Genomic DNA, 16,922 nt, shown 5'->3' on the forward strand with positions numbered 1-16,922 from the left:
CGATTAACTATTAACAATCGACAACACGCTAATCTTCGCCAGATCCGTAACGCCAAGCGTCAATCCAGCGGTGGTATTTGTATTGTTGTGGTGTGGGTAGGTTTTTTAGCCAAGGTTGGATAATGGGACTGAATTTAGATAAGACTGAATAGATTCCAAGGTTAGTGTAATGGATCGTCCAATCTATTAAAGCCCCTAAGCCAACGTGAGGGATAATTTGGGCGATTAACAAAGGATGAGCGATCGCAGTTTTGAACAAAGTTTGTGTCAGGGGCAAAAACTGTACTACGTCTTGGAGAAACGGTCTGAGAACGCGATCGCCCAACTGTTGCATGGTGAGAAATACAACTGCTAGCAACCGATTAATGCGATCGGGCGGAATAGTTTCCCTAACATCAGCCCTCATCGCTTTTTGAAACAACCACGTAACGCTGAGATTTGGTTGATAGGGGGCTAGTAACGACAGAGACGATGCCGATAACTGCTCGCTAGAAAGTGCTGCATGAATGCCAAGCGTTAGACGTTCTAAATGGCGTACCATTGCTCCAAACCCCCCAAAGCTTAGCGGTGATTGATTGCCACTACTATCTCCTACCGGTAAAATCCGATTCCAAGGAGTGCGTAAAGGACTTTGGCGATAGGCAGGAAAAAAGCCAAATAAGGCTCGTTGAAAATGCAGCTTATCTAAATTTACAGCCTGATACTGTGGCAGCAATCGCAAATATTCTTCAAATAACGCTTCTAAACCCAAATGGTCTGGACTAGCATCCATGTAGGTAAATAAATACGTCGTTCTACCATCTCTAGCTGGAAAAGCCTCCCAGAAATACTGACAGCGATTTTGAATCGGTGTAAAAGTCGCAATTAAATCGCCAGTTTGGTTCTGAGGAAACCCTTGAGCGCAACTACCAACGACTAAACAAATACTATCGGGTTTTTGTCCCTGACGTGCTTGTTGTGTCATCGGGGACAAATGCCCCATTGCATCGATGAGGAGGCGAGTTGTAATTGGTAATTGGTAATTGGTAATTGGTAATTGGTAATTGGTAATTGGTAATTGCTCCTCAGCTTTCTTCTCTCCTGCTCCCTGCACCGAAGCGCTCCCTGCTCCCGTTTCCACAAGCACGCCATTAGGATGAACGATCGCACTCACAAAGGGAGTATTTTCCAATAACACGCCACCTGCTGCTAGAAATTTTTGCTTTAAGGTTTCTAGCAAATAAATTGGATTTACACCCAGATTGAGTACGTCTTTAACCCAGATTTCGCCGCCCCAATTTTCGCCACTATTATGAAAGCTAACGCGGGCGGGGTTATACTCAGTAGCGATCGCTTGTTCTAATTCCGCTTCAGTTAATAAATTCAGCCGCAAAAAAACTGACAATTCTTGCCGAGAAATATTCCACTCTTGCTGTCTACCTCTTAAAATTCCGCGTTCGAGCAAAGCGACTCGCCATCCCCGCTGTACCAAAGCGCTGCCAATTAAAATTCCTAGCGTACCACCGCAAATCACGACATCCCAGTCAACGGTTTCCAAAAGAGTTTCGCTTTGAGTCACGACTGTCGGTACGGCTGTCGTATCCGTTCTCATCGACGCGAGCAAGCGATCTGCTTGTCGTAAGCCACTCAAAACATCGCCTGGTAATTGAGTCAGAATATCTTCTGTTAAACTCACGATCTCACTACTCTTTATTTAACTAATTGCGATCGAATATACCCAATCTTGATATTTTGGTTCTCTACCTTCGGTAATAGCAATCAGTTTTTCTTGCAGCTTTCGTGTAATTGTATTTTGCGGCGATAATTGATAATTTTCTAATCTTTTTACTGGAACAATTTTAGCTGCTGTACCGCATAAAAAGACTTCATCAGCAATCAAAAGTTCGGTTCGATCCACTGGTCTTTCTATTGTTTCAATTCCTAGATCTTTGGCAATCTTAATGACGCTATCTCTAGTAATGCCTTCTAAAATATCTTGGTCGAAACCTGGAGTAATCAGTCTTTCGTTTCTGACAATGAATATATTCATTCCCGAAGCTTCGCTCACTTTGCCTTGAGAATTCAATAAAATTGCCTCATCAAAACCCGATTCAGCTGCTTCTGTTTTTGCTAAAGCAGAAGTGATGTAAGCAGCACTTATTTTACCCCGTAGTGGCATACTGCGATCTTCTTGTCGATACCAAGAGCTGATACGACAGCTAACACCTTCAGCAGATAAATAGTCTTGTAACTCTAATCCGTAAACAAAAAGATCCTTTTCGATCGAATGCAATCGCGGTGCGATTCCTAAGCCAGAGGTGTAAACAAAAGGACGAATGTAGAAAGATGCTGTGGGCTGATTGCGTTTGACAAATTCAACGATGACGCTTTGAATTTTGTCCGCTGGTAAATCGTAATGCAAAAATCTAGCACTATGACTCAATCTCTGGCAATGGCGATCGAGCCGAAACAGCAAAATTCTCTGGGAATCCTGCGGGTGGGGAATTCCGCGTAAACCACCTAAGGCTCCCGTTCCGTAGTGTAAGGCATGGGTAGCAATGGAGATCTTAGCCTCGCCAAACGGAACAAACTGATTTTGAAAGTAGGCGATCGGTAGGAAGCTTTGCACGGGCAAACTTAAACAGAGGTGAGATATTTCACTATAGACGATTTTACAGCTCTAATCCCAGTACGATTTGAACTAAATTCCAATAGAACAGATGAATTTGGAAAATCTAATATATTATCATCAAGCATAGTAAAATCAAAAGTACTAAGCTTACAGCCAGTAAGTCGAATTAGGCTTGTTGGAGCTTTAGCTAATTGAGTTGGCGATCGCGATCGCTCTCTACAACTCAAGCTTAAAGCGAGTATAAATAAAAATTAAGATTCAGTTCTGCCTGTGGAAAACTTCGGGTTTTCTGTGGAAAACCCGGGGACAATTTGTGGAAAACTATTGATTTTACGTGGAAAATTTACAGTAAGTATAAATACCCTGTGGAAAACTTAAGGCTTTTTTCCACAAGTTTTCCACAAGTTTTAATCTCTAGGATCGCCACAGAAACAGCAAGAGCCATTTTTTTTCACAGTTTCCACAGCACCTACTACTACTAATAAAAAAAATATATCTTTAAGTCGGATCTATTCGCACAGAAGTTTATTGGTTCATCCTGACAACAACCTTGACAAGAGTGATACTATGTCTATTCTGGAGCAAATCTGTCCTAGCCCAGTGCCATCTGTTAGCCGTCCATGAAACTCGTCTGTACTCAAAACGACCTTAGTACAAACCTTTCTCTTGTCAGTCGCGCCGTCCCCTCGCGTCCGACTCATCCGGTTTTGGCTAACGTATTGCTGCAAGCCGACGCAGATACGCAGCAGGTAAGCTTGACAGCTTTCGATCTCGAACTGGGAATCCGCACCACGTTTGCTGCTACAGTGATATCAAGCGGTGCGATGACTTTGCCTGCTAAGTTGTTAAATGATATTGTGGCAAGGCTTCCAGAAGGAGAAATTACGCTGGAAGAAGAGGAAGGAGAAGTCCCATTTATTGCGGCGATCGCCTCTCAGCATGGACGCTACCAAATACGCGGTATGGGAGTGGAAGAATTCCCTGAATTACCCGTTTTGGAGAAGGGTGAATTCGTGCATTTACCAGCAGACGCTTTGATGGAGGGGTTGAAGGGTTCGTTATTTGCGACGAGTGCTGATGAAAGCAAGCAGATTTTGAAGGGACTGCATTTAACCGTCCAACAAGACACGCTAGAATTTGCGGCAACAGACGGTCATCGCTTGGCAGTCGTGCAAACTGCCAATGACACTTCAGACGGAGAAGAGACAAGACAGCTTGAAGTTACCGTACCTGCTAAAGCGTTTCGAGAACTGGAACGGATGCTGGGTAAGCTACAAGCCAGCGAACCAATTGCCTTAAATTGCGATCGCGGTCAAATCGTGTTTGAATGGTCGGAGCAGCGACTGACGTGTCGCACCTTAGAAGGTCAGTATCCCGCCTATCGTCAGTTAATTCCACGTCAATTCGAGCGCCAAATTGCGATCGATCGCAAACAATTACTGGGTGCATTAGAACGAATTGCGATTATTGCCGACCAGAAAAATAATATTGTCAAGTTTCATATTGATACTGACAAACAAGAATTAGCCTTATCAGTTGATGCGCAAGATGTAGGTAGCGGAAAAGAATTTTTGCCTGCTGAAATTTCTGGTGGGGGCAATCTTGATATTGCTTTTAATATTGCTTATTTGATGGATGGAGTCAAAGCATTACCTTCAGGGGAAATCGAAATGCATCTCAATACGGCAGTCACTCCAGTGGTTTTGACTCCCATTGGTGGGTTGCAGATGACTTATTTGATTATGCCCGTACAGATCAGAAATTAGTAGGGGCGCACATCTGTGCGCCCCTACGTTAATGAAATGTACTAAACCTTAGCAATATCGGCAAAACGAATTTTGAGATAATCCTCGTCCATCTTGGCTCCAGATGGTTGTAATGCAGCTAAAGCTTGCGGTAAAACCAGATTACGGCGATGGTTGCCGATGGTGATGTTCAATTCATCCCCTGTTTTGCTCAACTGAATTTTATCTTTAGGAATCCCCGGCAAATACAGTTCTAAACTGTACTGATTTTGCTCTTGTACAACTTTGAGCGTAGTTTCTTTGTAATAAACTTGAGCAGGATCTTCTTCTTGATATAATGTTTCTTTCAGTCTTTCTAAAGCTGCTAAACCGCACATTTCCTCGGAATATAGTGGCACTTCCTTGACGGGTAAAGGACGAAAGTTTTCGTGAATTTCCTGACGATATTGCTGTTGATTTTCTTTCCACTTTTGGAAGAAAGGATCGGTTACTTGTTCGGGAATGATTCGGTTGGCAACGACTAAATCTGTAGAAACATTATATAAACTGAGATAGGCATGAGCGCGAAGAGATTCTTTAATCACCATTTTTTCAGGATTAGTGACTAGGCGCACGGAAGTTTTCGTGTTGTCAGTTAAAACTTTTTCCAATGCCTCAATTTGCTCGTAAAATTCATAGGGAGCATCCATCACTTCTTTATCTGGAAGCGAAAAACCTGCAATAGGTTTAAATAAAGGCTCTACTAAAGGTCTAAGCGCTACAGACATTTTTTGTAATGGCTTGTAAAAGCGGCGCATATACCATCCACTGACTTCAGGTAAGCTAAGCAACCTTAAAGCCGTACCCGTAGGCGCAGAATCGATAATTAAGACATCGTATTCGCCTTCATCGTAGTGGCGTTTCATCCGCACCAGACCGAAAATTTCATCCATGCCTGGTAGAATAGCTAATTCTTCAGCTTGGACTCCATCTAATCCTCTTGCTTGTAAGACTTGGGTGATATAGCGTTTGACTGCACCCCAGTTTCCTTCTAATTCCAGCAGCGCGTCTAATTCTGCACCCCAGAGATTTTGGCGCACTAGGCGAGGTTCGTGTCCTAATTCTAAGTCAAAGCTATCTGCTAGGGAGTGTGCGGGGTCAGTGCTGAGAACCAGCGTGCGATAGCCGAGTTCGGCGCAGCGCAGTCCAGTAGCCGCCGCCACAGAGGTTTTCCCAACTCCTCCTTTACCAGTCATGAGAAGCAAGCGCATCAAGTTTTCCAGCCCTAAACTTCTCTCAAGCTTAGCACTTAGTAGCCATTTCATAGCCAGCTTTGTGCCTAAGCCTCCATCCTAAAATGGTAGCACAGCTAGGGTACAGGGATGGCTGTCAGACCATCAGCTCTTACTCTTTCTGTGATGGCTGCCAAAGCCAGCACATCTACATGGAGTTAGTGGAGAATACTTGGCTTTGTGAAAAGACTTTGTGGTAGTAAAAACAAGCACACAAGAGCTGATGCGCTCCAAGGTTGAAACATCTAGGATGCTTGATGCTAAATGCTGTGAGGTTGGGACAAAAAGGTTGGAACAGTAAGGATGTGGGACAAGCATCTGGGACAGCTATAATGTTTGCTGTGACTGAGTTACAGCTAGTGTCCCAGATGTCTCACATAAAATGCGCTAAACCATCTGGCTATGCGGCGCTTCTTCTTCTTCTCTAGACTTTTACTAAAAACATCTGGGACATCTGGGACACTAAGGCTACAACCCCCTACCCTAATGGTTTTGAGGGTGTCCCACATATCCAAAAAACATCTGAGACACATCTGGGACATCTGAGACATTTACTGCATCCGTATAAAAAAGAAAGAGGAGTATGTCTGACCCATACTTCCTCTATAAATGTCAAGCCTCTTTAAAAGTCTTCACAAACATCATTTGCTGTGTTGACCCATACCGCTTGCATTTCTGGTAGCTTCGGTGTCCCTACCCAGTACCTACCTTTGATGCCGTTAACTCTCATCTCCTTCTGCTCTAACTCTAGAGCCTTCAGTACTTTGGCTACATTGCGTTCATCAGCAGATGTCCACTGACCAGCAGGCTTTCCAATGGCATTTAGCAAGACATCCTTAGTGAGGAATGGCTGACCTTCTTTGTAGCGTTCACCACCGTAACAAGCCTTACCACCTTGGAGCCAAGCATCTATGATGTCAAACCATATAGACTTAGCTTCATACGTTTTAGTACTGCTCTCTTGCAACGCTTGCTCTGTCTCTGTTAACCACCACTGCTGACCAGCTTTATAGAGAGCAACAGCAGCAGACCATACCTCAGCCCTATGTGCTTTCACCCATAGCAAGTTTATACTGTGCGGTATGTTGGCTACCCAAAAGCGCCTGTTGCCTGTCTCATCAAACAAGAACTGGTCTTTGTTGGTAGTGCCACAGAGAACAAAGCGTCTAGGGTAGTCCTCAGCCCTGCTACCATAGGGCGCTCTGAAGTTGTCTACTTGCCGTGAAAGAAAGTTTTTCATGGCGCTAACGTCTTTTTTGCTAGCGGCATTTTCAAACTCCCCATACTCTAGCACCCACTTCTGATGAAGCGTTAAGAGTTCATCACGCTCATTCCCTGTTTCACCTACGGTAGCAAAGTACTCTTTGCCAAACAGCTCTTGAAAGAATGTAGTCTTACCCGTGCCTTGCTTCCCTTTAAGGATGAACAAAGTGTCTACCTTGCATCCTGGTTCAAATGCTCTAGCCACTGCTGCTATAAGGAAGCGTTTTAGGTATACTCTCTCCAGCGGGTCACTCAAGCCAAGCACATCACTAGCCAACACGTCTATAATGTCAGGGCTTGGTTCTACCTCAGCCGCTACCGCCTCAAGGTACTCCACTACAGGGTTAAACGGTTGCTCTTTAGCTAAAGCAGTCATATAACTACTTAGCTTGCTGCTGTCTACATGGATGTCATGCTTCCGTGTGATGTCCATCTCTACTGTAGGGAAGTCTATGAGTTCACCATCTACTCTAGGTTTTTGCTGCAAGACATCCCAACTTAACCTATGGCTGTACTCATCCTCTAGGATGGTGAGTAGCTTTTTGGTGTTTGACTTAGAAAAGCTAGTTGGGTTACTTGCTTTGCCGTCATCTATAGCGCGTGGTAGAGTGCTGGCTACTTCCTCTAAGTCAAGCCCTGACTCCATAGCCGCCACAGTAAGCTGACTCTTGGCTACTTTTTCATCTACCGCGCCTTGGGTTATGAGTTGTCCTACGTAGTAGCCAGCTTGGTTTAATGTAGAGTTGCGTTCACCATCAGCAGCGTTCTTCACTTTCTCTAGCCATCCATCTAATGTAGTGGTAGTGGATGTTGTTTGCTGTGACTGCGGCGTGGCTAATGCCTTAGTGACTTCCTCCGTGGTGTACCGCAACGCAGCATCACAAGCTATAAGCTTTACTAGCTGTGGCTCATCTCCCTTCATATGGTAGAACCCTGGCAGTCTCAACACTCTAGGTAGGTCATGAATGCAAGCGTCTGAGTTGTAACGCTGAATGAGCCTCACTTGGCTAGGTTTAAACGCCTCTAACTTTGTTGACGGCTCACGTAAGAACCAGTAGCTATGACCTTTGTTACCGCTTGTCTTGACTATAGCGGACGGCTGAAGATGGTAGTCTTGCGGTAGATGGTTGTCATTGTCTACAAACAAAGCGCGGTAGTTAATGATGTTCTCTGCTTTGCGTCCTTTAAAGTTTGTGCTGTTAACCGTGACAAAGACACCAGCGCCTTTTGCATTCAGCCTGTTGAGAGTTTCTACGTGCTGCTCTAATGAGCCGTGCAACGTCACAACAAGCGCAGAGTCTTTGCGGCTGCTGTTGTCATCAAACGTCTGAAATGTGAACTTTTCTGCTGTAGGGTCAAGTGCTTGTAAGAACTGCTGAGTTTCTGTTACAATGAAGTTTTGCATGAGATGGTATACCTCTTTGTAGTTAATGTGGGTGTGCTTTTCTTTATGCAATGGGTTTTGAGAAGAGGGTTGAGTGTTGTTAGCGCTTCAGCCCTCTTTTGCTTTTGTTGCTCTAGTGGCTGCTAGGTGTGAAGTTGACTATGGCAGCTCTGACAAAGCCAGTTAATGTTTTGAAGCCCATTGCTTCTGCTGCTGCTTGCCATTCTTGAAGCTCTGCTGTGGTGACTCTGATGTGGAGCTGAGAGTCTTTAGTTTGCTTGGCTGCTGTCATTGTTGTAGTGGTGCTTTCCATATGCTTTCTCCCTTTTGGTTGGTGTACACATTTAGGTAATGTGTCATTTGTCTACACAGCCTCAGCTTTTCACATCATTAACCATTGAACTTTGAAAGCATTAAGTGCAGTGGCATAGAGTAAAAACTATGGCTCAAGCCCCTACTTTGAAAAACAAGGGGATGTACTGAGGACAATGCTAAGTAGATGAAGTAGCATTGAACACAAAGCTTATATGTATACTTAACTAAAATGAAACTTTATAGAAGTACTGACAGTCTGGTGTGTTGGTTGTGCCAACCACCACTGGCTTTGACAGCCATCCCTGCATTAGTCAGCACATTAGTTGCTGTGCTTATGCATTCACCTAAAGCTGACGCTTCAGTTTACCTACAAGCAGAAGTTGAAAAAGACTTTGACTCTTCTGATGTTGTCTGGGTTCAAAACGGCAGCAGTAAAACAACTGAAGTTGCTGCGTATGGTATAGCTAGTGACTATGTTTTAAGTGATGAGCTTCATGAGATGCAAGCTGGCATAACAAACTGCTGGTTCCGTTACAAAGGTGAAACTGCTGTGTATAGAGGTTGGTTGGGTGATGAGAACTCCAGCTTAGTTTGCAAAGACACAGCAGAAAGACCAGCTCAGTATGAACGTATAGCTTCTGGTATGTACGCTTCTAAGTTTGAAGACTACTGTTTAACACTGAGAAAAGAAAACAGAGCGGCAAGAGAAAGAATGGCTAAGCAAGAACAAGAGCGCCAACAAGCTCTTAAACAGTTTGAGTCTTTTAAACAGCAAAACCCTAATGCTTTCAGAGACATGGAAAATGATGGTTTACTACCCGTTTACAGCGGTGGTTCTGGTTCCTGCACGTACTCTTACCAATAGACAGCCGTGGTAGGCGCTGCGGTAAACGTGCTGCATCCTACCGCTAACCACTTGACATTCTAAAACTTAAACAACAGCTAACTAAGTAACTTCAATGGCAACTAAAGCAGTGGTCAACGCTTGAAGCGTCACGTAAAAGAAAGAAGCGCCTCAGCAGTAAAGCCAAAGCGCCCTTAAAAAGGCATGGCTACCACTCATCTTTCATTGACACTTTCTGCTCTTGCCTTAGCTTCTCAAGCTGTGGTTCTAACAGCTCATTATGGTAGAGCGCCCTGAGTTGTGCAATGCTCATGGAAGGATGAAGCACTTTAAGCTCTGCTTCTGTTTTTAAGTGCGGGTACATTAGCTTCATCACTTCCACTTCTGTTAGCTGTCTAGAGTTTGTCTTCTGTGTGTTATGATGCTTACGCAACTCACTCATGAAGATGTCCCACGGTAGCAAGTCTTTAACGTTAACAAAGACTCCTAGCTCCTCCCCACGCTGAGAGTCAGTCCATACTCTCTCTATGGTATGTGCAGTCTCTATAGGGACTACCACTGGTCTGTTCACATTTACTGTGCGGTTTAGCATCTTCTTTAGCCAAGCGTTGCTGGCAAAGTCTTTATACGTGAGTATATAGTAGTCACGCGCAGCTACTTGGTTTTTCTTGCTGTAGGCACTGCACATAAAGATGTATGTGCTTCCGTCTTCTTCTTCTTCTATGACGCAGCTTTCATAAAGCTTTTTAAAGCACTTAAACTCAACCGCTTTTCCAGCAACACAGGCATCTACCTGGTCTGACTTCAACATTTGCTTTCTTGCTACGTGCTGACTCACATCTTCTGAAGAGTCTAGGAATGGAAAGAAGCCGTACTCAACTAAGAGGTTAGCTCTACCTACTTCATCACGCGCACTTCTTAGGAAACGCTCAGAGAAGTGGTTAGCTTTCTTTACTGCTTGTGCTACTTCATACTTTGTAGGCTCTCTTTCCTCTCCATCAAAGTCAGCTATGCTTTTGCGTAAGTCATCTATGATGTTCTTGCTGTAGCTAGATGTTGTCCTCATGCTATAGCCGTTGTAAAGCGTCATGCGTCCTATGTTCTGTGGTACTTCAAACGCATAGAGTGCGGGTATAGCAGCAGCTCTGCGGCGTTTGCAGGGCTGTGTTTCAAATGTTGTATGCTCTTTAGCTTTCAACTCTCTGCACTCCAAGTCTTTTTCTGTCACTGAGTTTCCGTAGATGTCAGTTACAGCATAGCTCTCTAAGTCAAGGTCTTCTCTCTGTGGCTCCTCTGCTTTCTGTGGTAGTGCGCTTGAGACTTTTTTCACATGTATCTCTAGCGTTTGGCGTTCCATTTCATCTAACTTTGCTTCTGCGCAGCCTAGAGCTAATGCCTCTGTCCTTAAACTTTCTAATGCCTCTGCTCTGTTTGCGTTTTCCATTGTTACTGTTTCCTTTGTATATAATGATGAAGTTTTGGTTTGCCCTCCTTAGCCTGCTAGCTTTGGAGGGCTGTTTGCTTTTCTGCTTAGTGGCTGCTAGCTGATGTGCTGGCTTTGACAGCCATCACTGTAGTAGTAGTCTGGGTCATCTCCCATGTCATCAGCCCACCCCTTCAGATGCTTTTCCACCCCTATGACTGTTTCTTGCAAGTCTGCCTCCTTCTTAGCTAAGCCTAAGCCTCTAGCAAACTCTACTAGCTGCTCAAACTGGTCTTTAGCCATGACTTGATGAAACACCACTGCTTCAAGTCCTTCTTCAGTTGTGATGAACTCAATGGTTTCTTACTCTTCTTTGCTTAACTCTTCCCTTGCTTGCTGAATGGCTGTGGTTCTAATAAATGCACTCACTGACAAACCTAGTCTTGCTGCTGCTAACTCCAGCATCTCCAGCTCCATTTCACTTAAGCGCACTTGAAACTTTCTGCCTCTCTTTTGTTGGTCTGTCATATAGCCTTCTCTCCCTCCTTTTGGTGGTGCTATTGTTGCTTGGTTAGCTGTGGTGAGGAACGTTGCTTGTCTATGCTTTGTCCATCCCTCACCCTAACACCATCACAACTTTAAAAAGCCCCCCCCTGCTGGTCTGGCACAGCCAGCCCTTGAATGAATGCCAAGGCGCATCCATATAACCACTCAGCATTCTGTGCAGCCTGAGTGCAGGTAGGCTCACCAGTAGCCAATGCTAGAGCCTTCAAGCCTAGCCAAGCTTTAGAGCATATGCTCAAGCCTAAGAGGAGCATCACAGCCAACAGTAAGCTTAGCAAGCCTACTATAGAAGGCACAGAAGTTAAATGCACTTGAGTTTCTGCTGCTACTACTGGTAGCTCAAAGCCACCACCAAACAAACTTGCTTTAGCTTCAGCAGCTTCAATGCTTTCAGTTGTGAGCTTGACTTCACATGCAGCACCTTGGTTGTCTCTTAGCCACTGGTCTACCTCATGCATGAAGTAGTCAGCACCACCAATGACAAACAGCTTTGCTCCTTTGAACTCTGTGGTATAGCAGCTTTGAGGGTTAACCTCTTGGGTGTTGGGTGTAGGAAAGAAGTTGCAGTACTGCTGGTCATTGCCCTGTAGCTCATCTGCTGCTGATGGTGTCAATGCCTCTTGTACCTGTGTCTCCAAGCCAGCACTGATGCGCTCCCATTCAAGTTGAAGTGCTTCTTGCTTTGCATTGAGTTTGACATTTAGTTGGTAGCCTTGTTCTTTAACTGCTTTCAGTTTGCCTTGAAGTTGCTTGTAGCTTAGTTGTGACATTTGAAACTCTTTTGATGGGAGGTGGTGAAGAGGTGTCCTCTCTCATCTATGTCTCTACTATGTCATGACATTAAATGTTTTGTCAAGGTATATGTGACACCTTCTTTCAGTGGCACAAGTTCAGGGAGCCACATTTCATCTACCACCCTCTCCCCACCCCTTTGTGAAGCAGAAGCTATGCATCCAAGCATCAGGCATAGCAGCAACCAAAGTAAGCACTCAAAGTAGTGGGAGCAAAGCAAGCACAAGAGCATAGTCATTGTAGGAAGTTGTGAAGGGGGGAATGAAGCTCAGTAGTTATATATATAAGATGTGAAAAGTTTTATACATGAAACTTCCTACCTAATGCTATACTTATGTATGTATACAAGGTCATATATAGCAGAAAGGCATAATGGCTAAGGTTTACAGTAGTGGTTACTCTCATAGCAACCCAAGGAACCATTGGAGTGAAAAGAAAAAACTAGCATCCTTTAGGCTCACAGAAGCAGCATCAAGCCACCTACAGAAGTTAGCTGACATTCATGGTTGTGAAACTAAAACAGAAGTCTTGGAGGAGCTAGCAAGACCAGATGGTAGACTAGTGGCTGTGCCAAGGGAGCTACTGGAGCTATGGCAACAGGAAGCAAAGAAAGCCACCACTAGCCCAAGATGGCAAAGGGCTAAAGAGCTGTTGCTTGAGCTTGAAGAGTATATGCCTCAAGCCTAGCTCTCCTTTCTTCTTTAAGCCTGATGCCCTCAAGCCTCAGCATTTCAAGCATAGGCACAGTCAAAGGAACTTCCCATTTGTCAACAGCAGCTATGACTCTTAAAGTTTCAGCCAAGTCAGGGCTGGCTGGACAAGCCAGACCAGCAGAAGTGCATTCACTGAGCAGGTAGTCAAAAAACACCGCCTTCTGTGCATCATTCAAACTGAAGCTCACATCCTCTTTGTTGCCACTGTAGTTGTGCAAGCCTCTAAAGTCTTGGCGCTTAAGTTTTCCATTCCTGCTGCGCTTGTCTCCTAACTGTGGGCTGTCATCTCTTTCCCATTTATCAGGGTATAGCTCATGTAGTTCCTTTGGTGGGGCTTCCATCTTGATGTTAGCTTCTACAGCATAGATGAGCTGCCTTAAAAAACTGTATGTGCCACAATGAAAGTTCATAGGGTCAAGCACAGCCTTGGTTAAGCTGATGAGTCTGACAGGCAAACCAGTCTCAGGGTCAACCTGCTTTAGTTCCTCCTCTCTCCTTAACTGCTCCTGCTCTTTTTGCTGCTGCTCCTCTGCTTCCCTCAAGCGCCTAGCTTCTTCTCTTGCTTTGACTAATGCTTTCTGCTCTAAGGCATAGTCAGCTAGTTTCTGTAGTTTCTCACTAACTCCATCTACTTTTAATGCTTGAGCATAGTTTTTCTTGAGGGCTTTGAGTAGCTTGCCAATGTCAGCAACTTCTACATACTGCTCTCCATCATCTAATGTCACTAGTATACCAAGCTGTAGGGCATGGTTGGCAATGACCTTTGCTGAAAGTTTAAGTTTGTTGGCTAGTTCATCTGGAGTGTAAACTTCTGGTTTAGTAGTCATGGCATTAGGTGTTTGCTTTAGGTATATACCTAGTAGTAATGGTGAGTTTTAAAGCAGCTCTCACCTTCTGAAAGTACTAAAACTACAAGGGGGAAGGGAGTATAGAGCAGCCTACATACTGCACACCAAAAGGTTTGTGAATGTTTGTATGTGCTGCTTGTCTAGACAAGGTGGGAAGCTAGGGTTGTTGTGACTTTGACCATATAAATGCACAAAGCCCACAACTGCACTAATGACAAAACCCCTTATGCTCTTGCACATAAAGGGGCTGTTGTTGTAGTGAATGTTGTTGGTTGTCTGCTTTTTAGGGAAGCCTGCCTTGGTTTTTAAGCTCCTGCTCTACCATGAGCAAGCCAGCTCTAACCAGGTCAGCCACATTTTTATAGCCTGCTAACTTGGTGTGTAGCTTCATTGTCTCAAGCTCATTCTTGCTTGCTCTAAAAATGAAAGCTGAGTTTTTAACTTCTTTGAGCATTTGCGGTAGTGGCATGGAGTAGTGACTTCTTGTTTATACACACTTATAGGTAAGTGGCTATACTCAAAGACTTTGAGGTACTGTGCCTCACTTAACTTGCTTTTCCCGTGTCTGTCTTACATCACATCAGGTAGTCTCTTGGCTTCTAGTGTGGCGTTTATGGTTCCCTCTTCCGGCGTGTTGACGTTCTGTATCTACACCCCTTTCATGTAACGCTGAGTTTATACGTTTACCTGTGGCGCTGCCTGTGACTGTGCCTGAGAGTGAGCGTATCTGCTTGCCCTGGAGTTCCACTACTGCCCGCATCATCTCTATCTGGACGTTGAGAACCCCTATAGCTTTAACTACAGCCGCAGTAGTATCTCTCTCTCTTTCTCTGCTACAGCTAACACCGTAAGTAGCCCTGACTGACTCTAGGATAAGTTGGTTGACTGACTTGCCTGTTTCCTTTGCCAGCCTAGCCAACAGCTCTAGGTCTTCTGGCTCTAGCTCTACTAGGTCTATGGTTTTTCTTGGCATCTGCTGCATAGATGAGAAACGGGTTATCTCTGAAACTGCATATAGCTCACTTGTCTTATACCATCAAACCTAGTATGAGTACATCCCCAAAAGGTAAGTAGTTAGACCACTGGAACATCAAACTTTAAGGTAGAGCCACAGTAATGCTTGAGTATGACTTCTGGGCTGTTGCCTACCAGCTTTGCTACTTGTGGTGCTGTCATGCCAGCTTCTATGCACATGGTTATGAATGTATGCCTGGTGTTGTAGGGGGGTCTGTAGCTCTCTACTAGCCCTTGCTCTACTAGCTGTGTGACTAAACCCTTATACTGCTTTCTGTCTTTCCTGCTGTAGCCTTTCCAAACTTGGTGAGTAAAGTTGTTGCTGTCTATGGGCTTGCCAGTAGGTGAAGGGAAAACAACGTCATCTGGTGCAGCTTCAGCAGGCTTGATGCTCAAGAGCAACTCTCTTAGTGCAGCATTACAAGGGAACCTCCTGACTTTATGAGTCTTAGTGTCTTTCCTGATGCCTAGCTGGGAGTCATAGCTTTCTGCAAAAGTCACTATAGAGCAGTCTTTATTGATGTGCTTCCACTGTAATGCAATGGCTTCACCAAGCCTACAGCCTGTGAGAAAGAGGAAGCGCACAAAGTTGTAGTAGTGCTTATGTTTAGGGGCTTGCTCAAAAGCTTTGAGTATGGCTTCTCTCTCTTCTAGGGTGAAAGGGTTGATGTTTTCTTGGTAGTGCTTGTTAAGTTTAATGTCCTTTGCCATCCCTTCAAATGAGTTAGTAGTTAAGAGCTTAGTTTCAACAGCCCATTCACAAGCAGCATTCAGGCGCATCAGCACTCTCTTGGTTGTGTCTGCTGTTGTTGTCTTAAGCAGAAAGTCTCTAGTAGCAGCACCATTCTCTAGGGCATTGCTAGGCAGCTTTTTAATGTGGTTAGCAAACTTCTTTTGGTACTCTTTGATGAATGTGGTTTGTGCTACTTGACTTCTTTTATGCTCAGAGTACAACTGCCACAGCTCAACAGGAGTAAGCTTTGGTGGAGTTGGCAGTACAAGAAGTTTGGGCTTGAAGTTTGTTAAGCTTTGTAAAACCTCAGATGTTAACTCACCTGAAAGTAGCTTCTCCTCAATGGTGTAAGCTACCTGTTGCACTCTCTTGTAGTTCTCTGTGGTGGAGTCTAAGCCAGTGCTGATGTACCTCTTGCTCTTGTCTCCTACTGCTTCCCTTGGGAGCCTCAGCCTCAGCTTCCCTTGTGAGTCCTCAATGCCTACTTTGCACTTGACCTTTCTAATGTCAAACACCATATGAGTATATATGCTTACCATACTTATGTGTGATGGAGGGCATTAGGTACTCACAGCCTCATAGCCATTTCATAGCTAAGCTTGTTTGAGAGTAGCTAGGATGCTTGTAAACTGGTAGGCGCAGCGCAGTCCAGTAGCCGCTTACAAGTTTTCCCAACTCCTCCTTTACCAGTCATGAGGATTAGACGCATGAATATTGTCCTATCTGAGAAATGTTTATATTTGTTTATAATCTATCAGCTGTTGAATTATCGGTGGGGAAATAGGTTCAATGGTAGTTGGTAATGGGTAATGGGTAATGGGTAGTTGGTAGTTGGTAGTTGGTTATTATTCTCCCTTGTCCCCCTTGTCTCCCCTGTCCCCCTTGTCCCCCTTGTCTCCCCTGTCCCCCTTGTCTCCCCTGTCTCCCCTGTCTCCCCTGTCCCCCTTGTCTCCCCTGTCTCCCCTGTCCCCCTTGTCCCTAATTCCCAATCCCTACAATGCAGACAAATCTCTGGACTAATGCTGACCACGTTTTATGGTATTTCGCGAAAGCAGACAAAATTCCCCATCGGACTGAGGGAGAAGGCGTTTTGTTAGAACAAGTGCCAAAAACGGTAGAGCGAATTCTCGATTTGGGGACGGGGGATGGTCGTTTGCTGGGTTTGTTAAAAATAGATCGTCCGCAAGTTCAAAGCGTGGCGATCGATTTTTCTCCGACAATGCTAGAAGCGGTTCGTCAGCGTTTTGCTGAAGATGAAACAGTAGAGATAATAGCTCACAATTTAGACGATCCTCTACCATCTTTGGGTCATTTTGATGCTGTTGTGGTAGTCCTAAACAAGTAAGGATGTAAGTATAGAAGAGAGGTTTTTCAACTTCTAATCATGCTAGCAACCACTCTC

The 16,922-nt window shown here is 44.6% G+C and carries 17 protein-coding genes and 1 pseudogene; 4 read left to right on the forward strand and 14 right to left on the reverse strand.

The window, feature by feature from the left end; translation table 11 throughout:
- Positions 1 to 28: 28 nt before the first annotated feature.
- Complete coding sequence (locus DSM107010_RS10135) at positions 29 to 1,675, reverse strand: Rossmann-fold NAD(P)-binding domain-containing protein (RefSeq protein ID WP_127022874.1); 1,647 nt, start codon at positions 1,673 to 1,675, stop codon at positions 29 to 31.
- Between the two features lie 18 nt (positions 1,676 to 1,693).
- Positions 1,694 to 2,608: a branched-chain amino acid transaminase gene (locus tag DSM107010_RS10140; RefSeq protein ID WP_106166172.1), complete on the reverse strand. Its 915-nt coding sequence runs from the start codon at positions 2,606 to 2,608 to the stop codon at positions 1,694 to 1,696.
- A 623-nt stretch (positions 2,609 to 3,231) separates the two neighbouring features.
- Between DSM107010_RS10140 and dnaN the strand changes: the two genes are divergently transcribed.
- Positions 3,232 to 4,377, forward strand: coding sequence for a DNA polymerase III subunit beta (gene dnaN / locus DSM107010_RS10145; RefSeq protein WP_106166171.1), 1,146 nt, complete (start codon positions 3,232 to 3,234; stop codon positions 4,375 to 4,377).
- Positions 4,378 to 4,418: 41 nt separating this feature from the next.
- On the opposite strand, the gene DSM107010_RS10150 is transcribed toward dnaN, so the two are convergent.
- From DSM107010_RS10150 to DSM107010_RS10160, 3 genes are all read right to left on the reverse strand, one after another.
- The gene (locus DSM107010_RS10150; protein ID WP_106166177.1) at positions 4,419 to 5,606 is read right to left on the reverse strand and encodes a TRC40/GET3/ArsA family transport-energizing ATPase; all 1,188 of its coding nucleotides are present in this window, start codon (positions 5,604 to 5,606) and stop codon (positions 4,419 to 4,421) included.
- Positions 5,607 to 6,249: 643 nt separating this feature from the next.
- Positions 6,250 to 8,295 (reverse strand): VapE domain-containing protein, encoded by a 2,046-nt coding sequence (locus DSM107010_RS10155; protein WP_106166170.1) that lies wholly within the window; start codon positions 8,293 to 8,295, stop codon positions 6,250 to 6,252.
- A 112-nt stretch (positions 8,296 to 8,407) separates the two neighbouring features.
- Positions 8,408 to 8,587, reverse strand: coding sequence for a type II toxin-antitoxin system TacA family antitoxin (locus DSM107010_RS10160; protein ID WP_106166169.1), 180 nt, complete (start codon positions 8,585 to 8,587; stop codon positions 8,408 to 8,410).
- Between the two features lie 291 nt (positions 8,588 to 8,878).
- On the opposite strand from DSM107010_RS10160, the gene DSM107010_RS10165 reads away from it, so the two are divergent.
- Positions 8,879 to 9,454 carry a hypothetical protein gene (locus tag DSM107010_RS10165; protein WP_127022877.1) on the forward strand — a complete coding sequence of 192 codons (576 nt, stop codon included), beginning with the start codon at positions 8,879 to 8,881 and terminating at the stop codon, positions 9,452 to 9,454.
- Positions 9,455 to 9,641: 187 nt separating this feature from the next.
- Here the strand turns inward: DSM107010_RS10165 and DSM107010_RS10170 are convergent, their stop codons facing one another.
- From DSM107010_RS10170 to DSM107010_RS10185, 4 genes are all read right to left on the reverse strand, one after another.
- Positions 9,642 to 10,877: a hypothetical protein gene (locus tag DSM107010_RS10170; RefSeq protein ID WP_106166167.1), complete on the reverse strand. Its 1,236-nt coding sequence runs from the start codon at positions 10,875 to 10,877 to the stop codon at positions 9,642 to 9,644.
- Positions 10,878 to 10,973: 96 nt separating this feature from the next.
- Complete coding sequence (locus DSM107010_RS10175; RefSeq protein ID WP_106166166.1) at positions 10,974 to 11,177, reverse strand: hypothetical protein; 204 nt, start codon at positions 11,175 to 11,177, stop codon at positions 10,974 to 10,976.
- Between the two features lie 42 nt (positions 11,178 to 11,219).
- Positions 11,220 to 11,384, reverse strand: coding sequence for a plasmid mobilization protein (locus tag DSM107010_RS10180; protein WP_127022880.1), 165 nt, complete (start codon positions 11,382 to 11,384; stop codon positions 11,220 to 11,222).
- Positions 11,385 to 11,494: 110 nt separating this feature from the next.
- Positions 11,495 to 12,190 carry a hypothetical protein gene (locus DSM107010_RS10185; RefSeq protein WP_106166165.1) on the reverse strand — a complete coding sequence of 232 codons (696 nt, stop codon included), beginning with the start codon at positions 12,188 to 12,190 and terminating at the stop codon, positions 11,495 to 11,497.
- Between the two features lie 394 nt (positions 12,191 to 12,584).
- Between DSM107010_RS10185 and DSM107010_RS10190 the strand changes: the two genes are divergently transcribed.
- Positions 12,585 to 12,899, forward strand: a complete 315-nt coding sequence (locus DSM107010_RS10190) for a hypothetical protein (RefSeq protein ID WP_127022884.1) — start codon at positions 12,585 to 12,587, stop codon at positions 12,897 to 12,899.
- On the opposite strand, the gene DSM107010_RS10195 is transcribed toward DSM107010_RS10190, so the two are convergent.
- The 5 genes from DSM107010_RS10195 to DSM107010_RS38305 form a co-directional block, all read right to left on the reverse strand.
- Positions 12,853 to 13,752 (reverse strand): hypothetical protein, encoded by a 900-nt coding sequence (locus DSM107010_RS10195; protein ID WP_106166164.1) that lies wholly within the window; start codon positions 13,750 to 13,752, stop codon positions 12,853 to 12,855. The two genes, DSM107010_RS10190 and DSM107010_RS10195, sit on opposite strands and share 47 nt — an antisense overlap.
- A gap of 304 nt (positions 13,753 to 14,056) precedes the next feature.
- A complete protein-coding gene (locus tag DSM107010_RS38300; RefSeq protein ID WP_181246280.1) occupies positions 14,057 to 14,227 on the reverse strand; it encodes a hypothetical protein in 171 nt (56 codons plus the stop codon).
- A gap of 126 nt (positions 14,228 to 14,353) precedes the next feature.
- Complete coding sequence (locus DSM107010_RS10205; RefSeq protein ID WP_106166162.1) at positions 14,354 to 14,755, reverse strand: ribbon-helix-helix protein, CopG family; 402 nt, start codon at positions 14,753 to 14,755, stop codon at positions 14,354 to 14,356.
- Positions 14,756 to 14,847: 92 nt separating this feature from the next.
- On the reverse strand, positions 14,848 to 16,038 hold the full coding sequence (locus tag DSM107010_RS10210) for a site-specific integrase (RefSeq protein ID WP_158631763.1): 1,191 nt from the start codon (positions 16,036 to 16,038) through the stop codon (positions 14,848 to 14,850).
- Positions 16,039 to 16,365: 327 nt separating this feature from the next.
- Entirely contained in the window at positions 16,366 to 16,509 is a 144-nt protein-coding gene (locus DSM107010_RS38305) for a hypothetical protein (RefSeq protein ID WP_158631764.1), read from the reverse strand.
- 8 nt (positions 16,510 to 16,517) lie between these two features.
- Between DSM107010_RS38305 and DSM107010_RS10215 the strand changes: the two are divergent.
- Positions 16,518 to 16,847, forward strand: a pseudogene (locus tag DSM107010_RS10215) (class I SAM-dependent methyltransferase); the annotation flags it as partial.
- Positions 16,848 to 16,922 lie beyond the last annotated feature (75 nt).

Origin of the sequence: Chroococcidiopsis cubana SAG 39.79, from assembly GCF_003991895.1 — a bacterium.
In the GTDB taxonomy this organism is placed as follows: domain Bacteria; phylum Cyanobacteriota; class Cyanobacteriia; order Cyanobacteriales; family Chroococcidiopsidaceae; genus Chroococcidiopsis; species Chroococcidiopsis thermalis.

Excerpts from the sequence above, each read along its gene's own strand:
- dnaN (WP_106166171.1), top strand. The coding sequence starts at position 3,232 with ATGAAACTCGTCTGTACTCAAAACGACCTTAGTACAAACCTTTCTCTT.
- DSM107010_RS10150 (WP_106166177.1), bottom strand. The coding sequence starts at position 5,606 with ATGCGCTTGCTTCTCATGACTGGTAAAGGAGGAGTTGGGAAAACCTCT.
- DSM107010_RS10155 (WP_106166170.1), bottom strand. The coding sequence starts at position 8,295 with ATGCAAAACTTCATTGTAACAGAAACTCAGCAGTTCTTACAAGCACTT.
- DSM107010_RS10160 (WP_106166169.1), bottom strand. The coding sequence starts at position 8,587 with ATGGAAAGCACCACTACAACAATGACAGCAGCCAAGCAAACTAAAGAC.
- DSM107010_RS10170 (WP_106166167.1), bottom strand. The coding sequence starts at position 10,877 with ATGGAAAACGCAAACAGAGCAGAGGCATTAGAAAGTTTAAGGACAGAG.
- DSM107010_RS10180 (WP_127022880.1), bottom strand. The coding sequence starts at position 11,384 with ATGACAGACCAACAAAAGAGAGGCAGAAAGTTTCAAGTGCGCTTAAGT.
- DSM107010_RS10185 (WP_106166165.1), bottom strand. The coding sequence starts at position 12,190 with ATGTCACAACTAAGCTACAAGCAACTTCAAGGCAAACTGAAAGCAGTT.
- DSM107010_RS10190 (WP_127022884.1), top strand. The coding sequence starts at position 12,585 with ATGGCTAAGGTTTACAGTAGTGGTTACTCTCATAGCAACCCAAGGAAC.
- DSM107010_RS10195 (WP_106166164.1), bottom strand. The coding sequence starts at position 13,752 with ATGACTACTAAACCAGAAGTTTACACTCCAGATGAACTAGCCAACAAA.
- DSM107010_RS38300 (WP_181246280.1), bottom strand. The coding sequence starts at position 14,227 with ATGCTCAAAGAAGTTAAAAACTCAGCTTTCATTTTTAGAGCAAGCAAG.
- DSM107010_RS10205 (WP_106166162.1), bottom strand. The coding sequence starts at position 14,755 with ATGCAGCAGATGCCAAGAAAAACCATAGACCTAGTAGAGCTAGAGCCA.
- DSM107010_RS10210 (WP_158631763.1), bottom strand. The coding sequence starts at position 16,038 with ATGGTGTTTGACATTAGAAAGGTCAAGTGCAAAGTAGGCATTGAGGAC.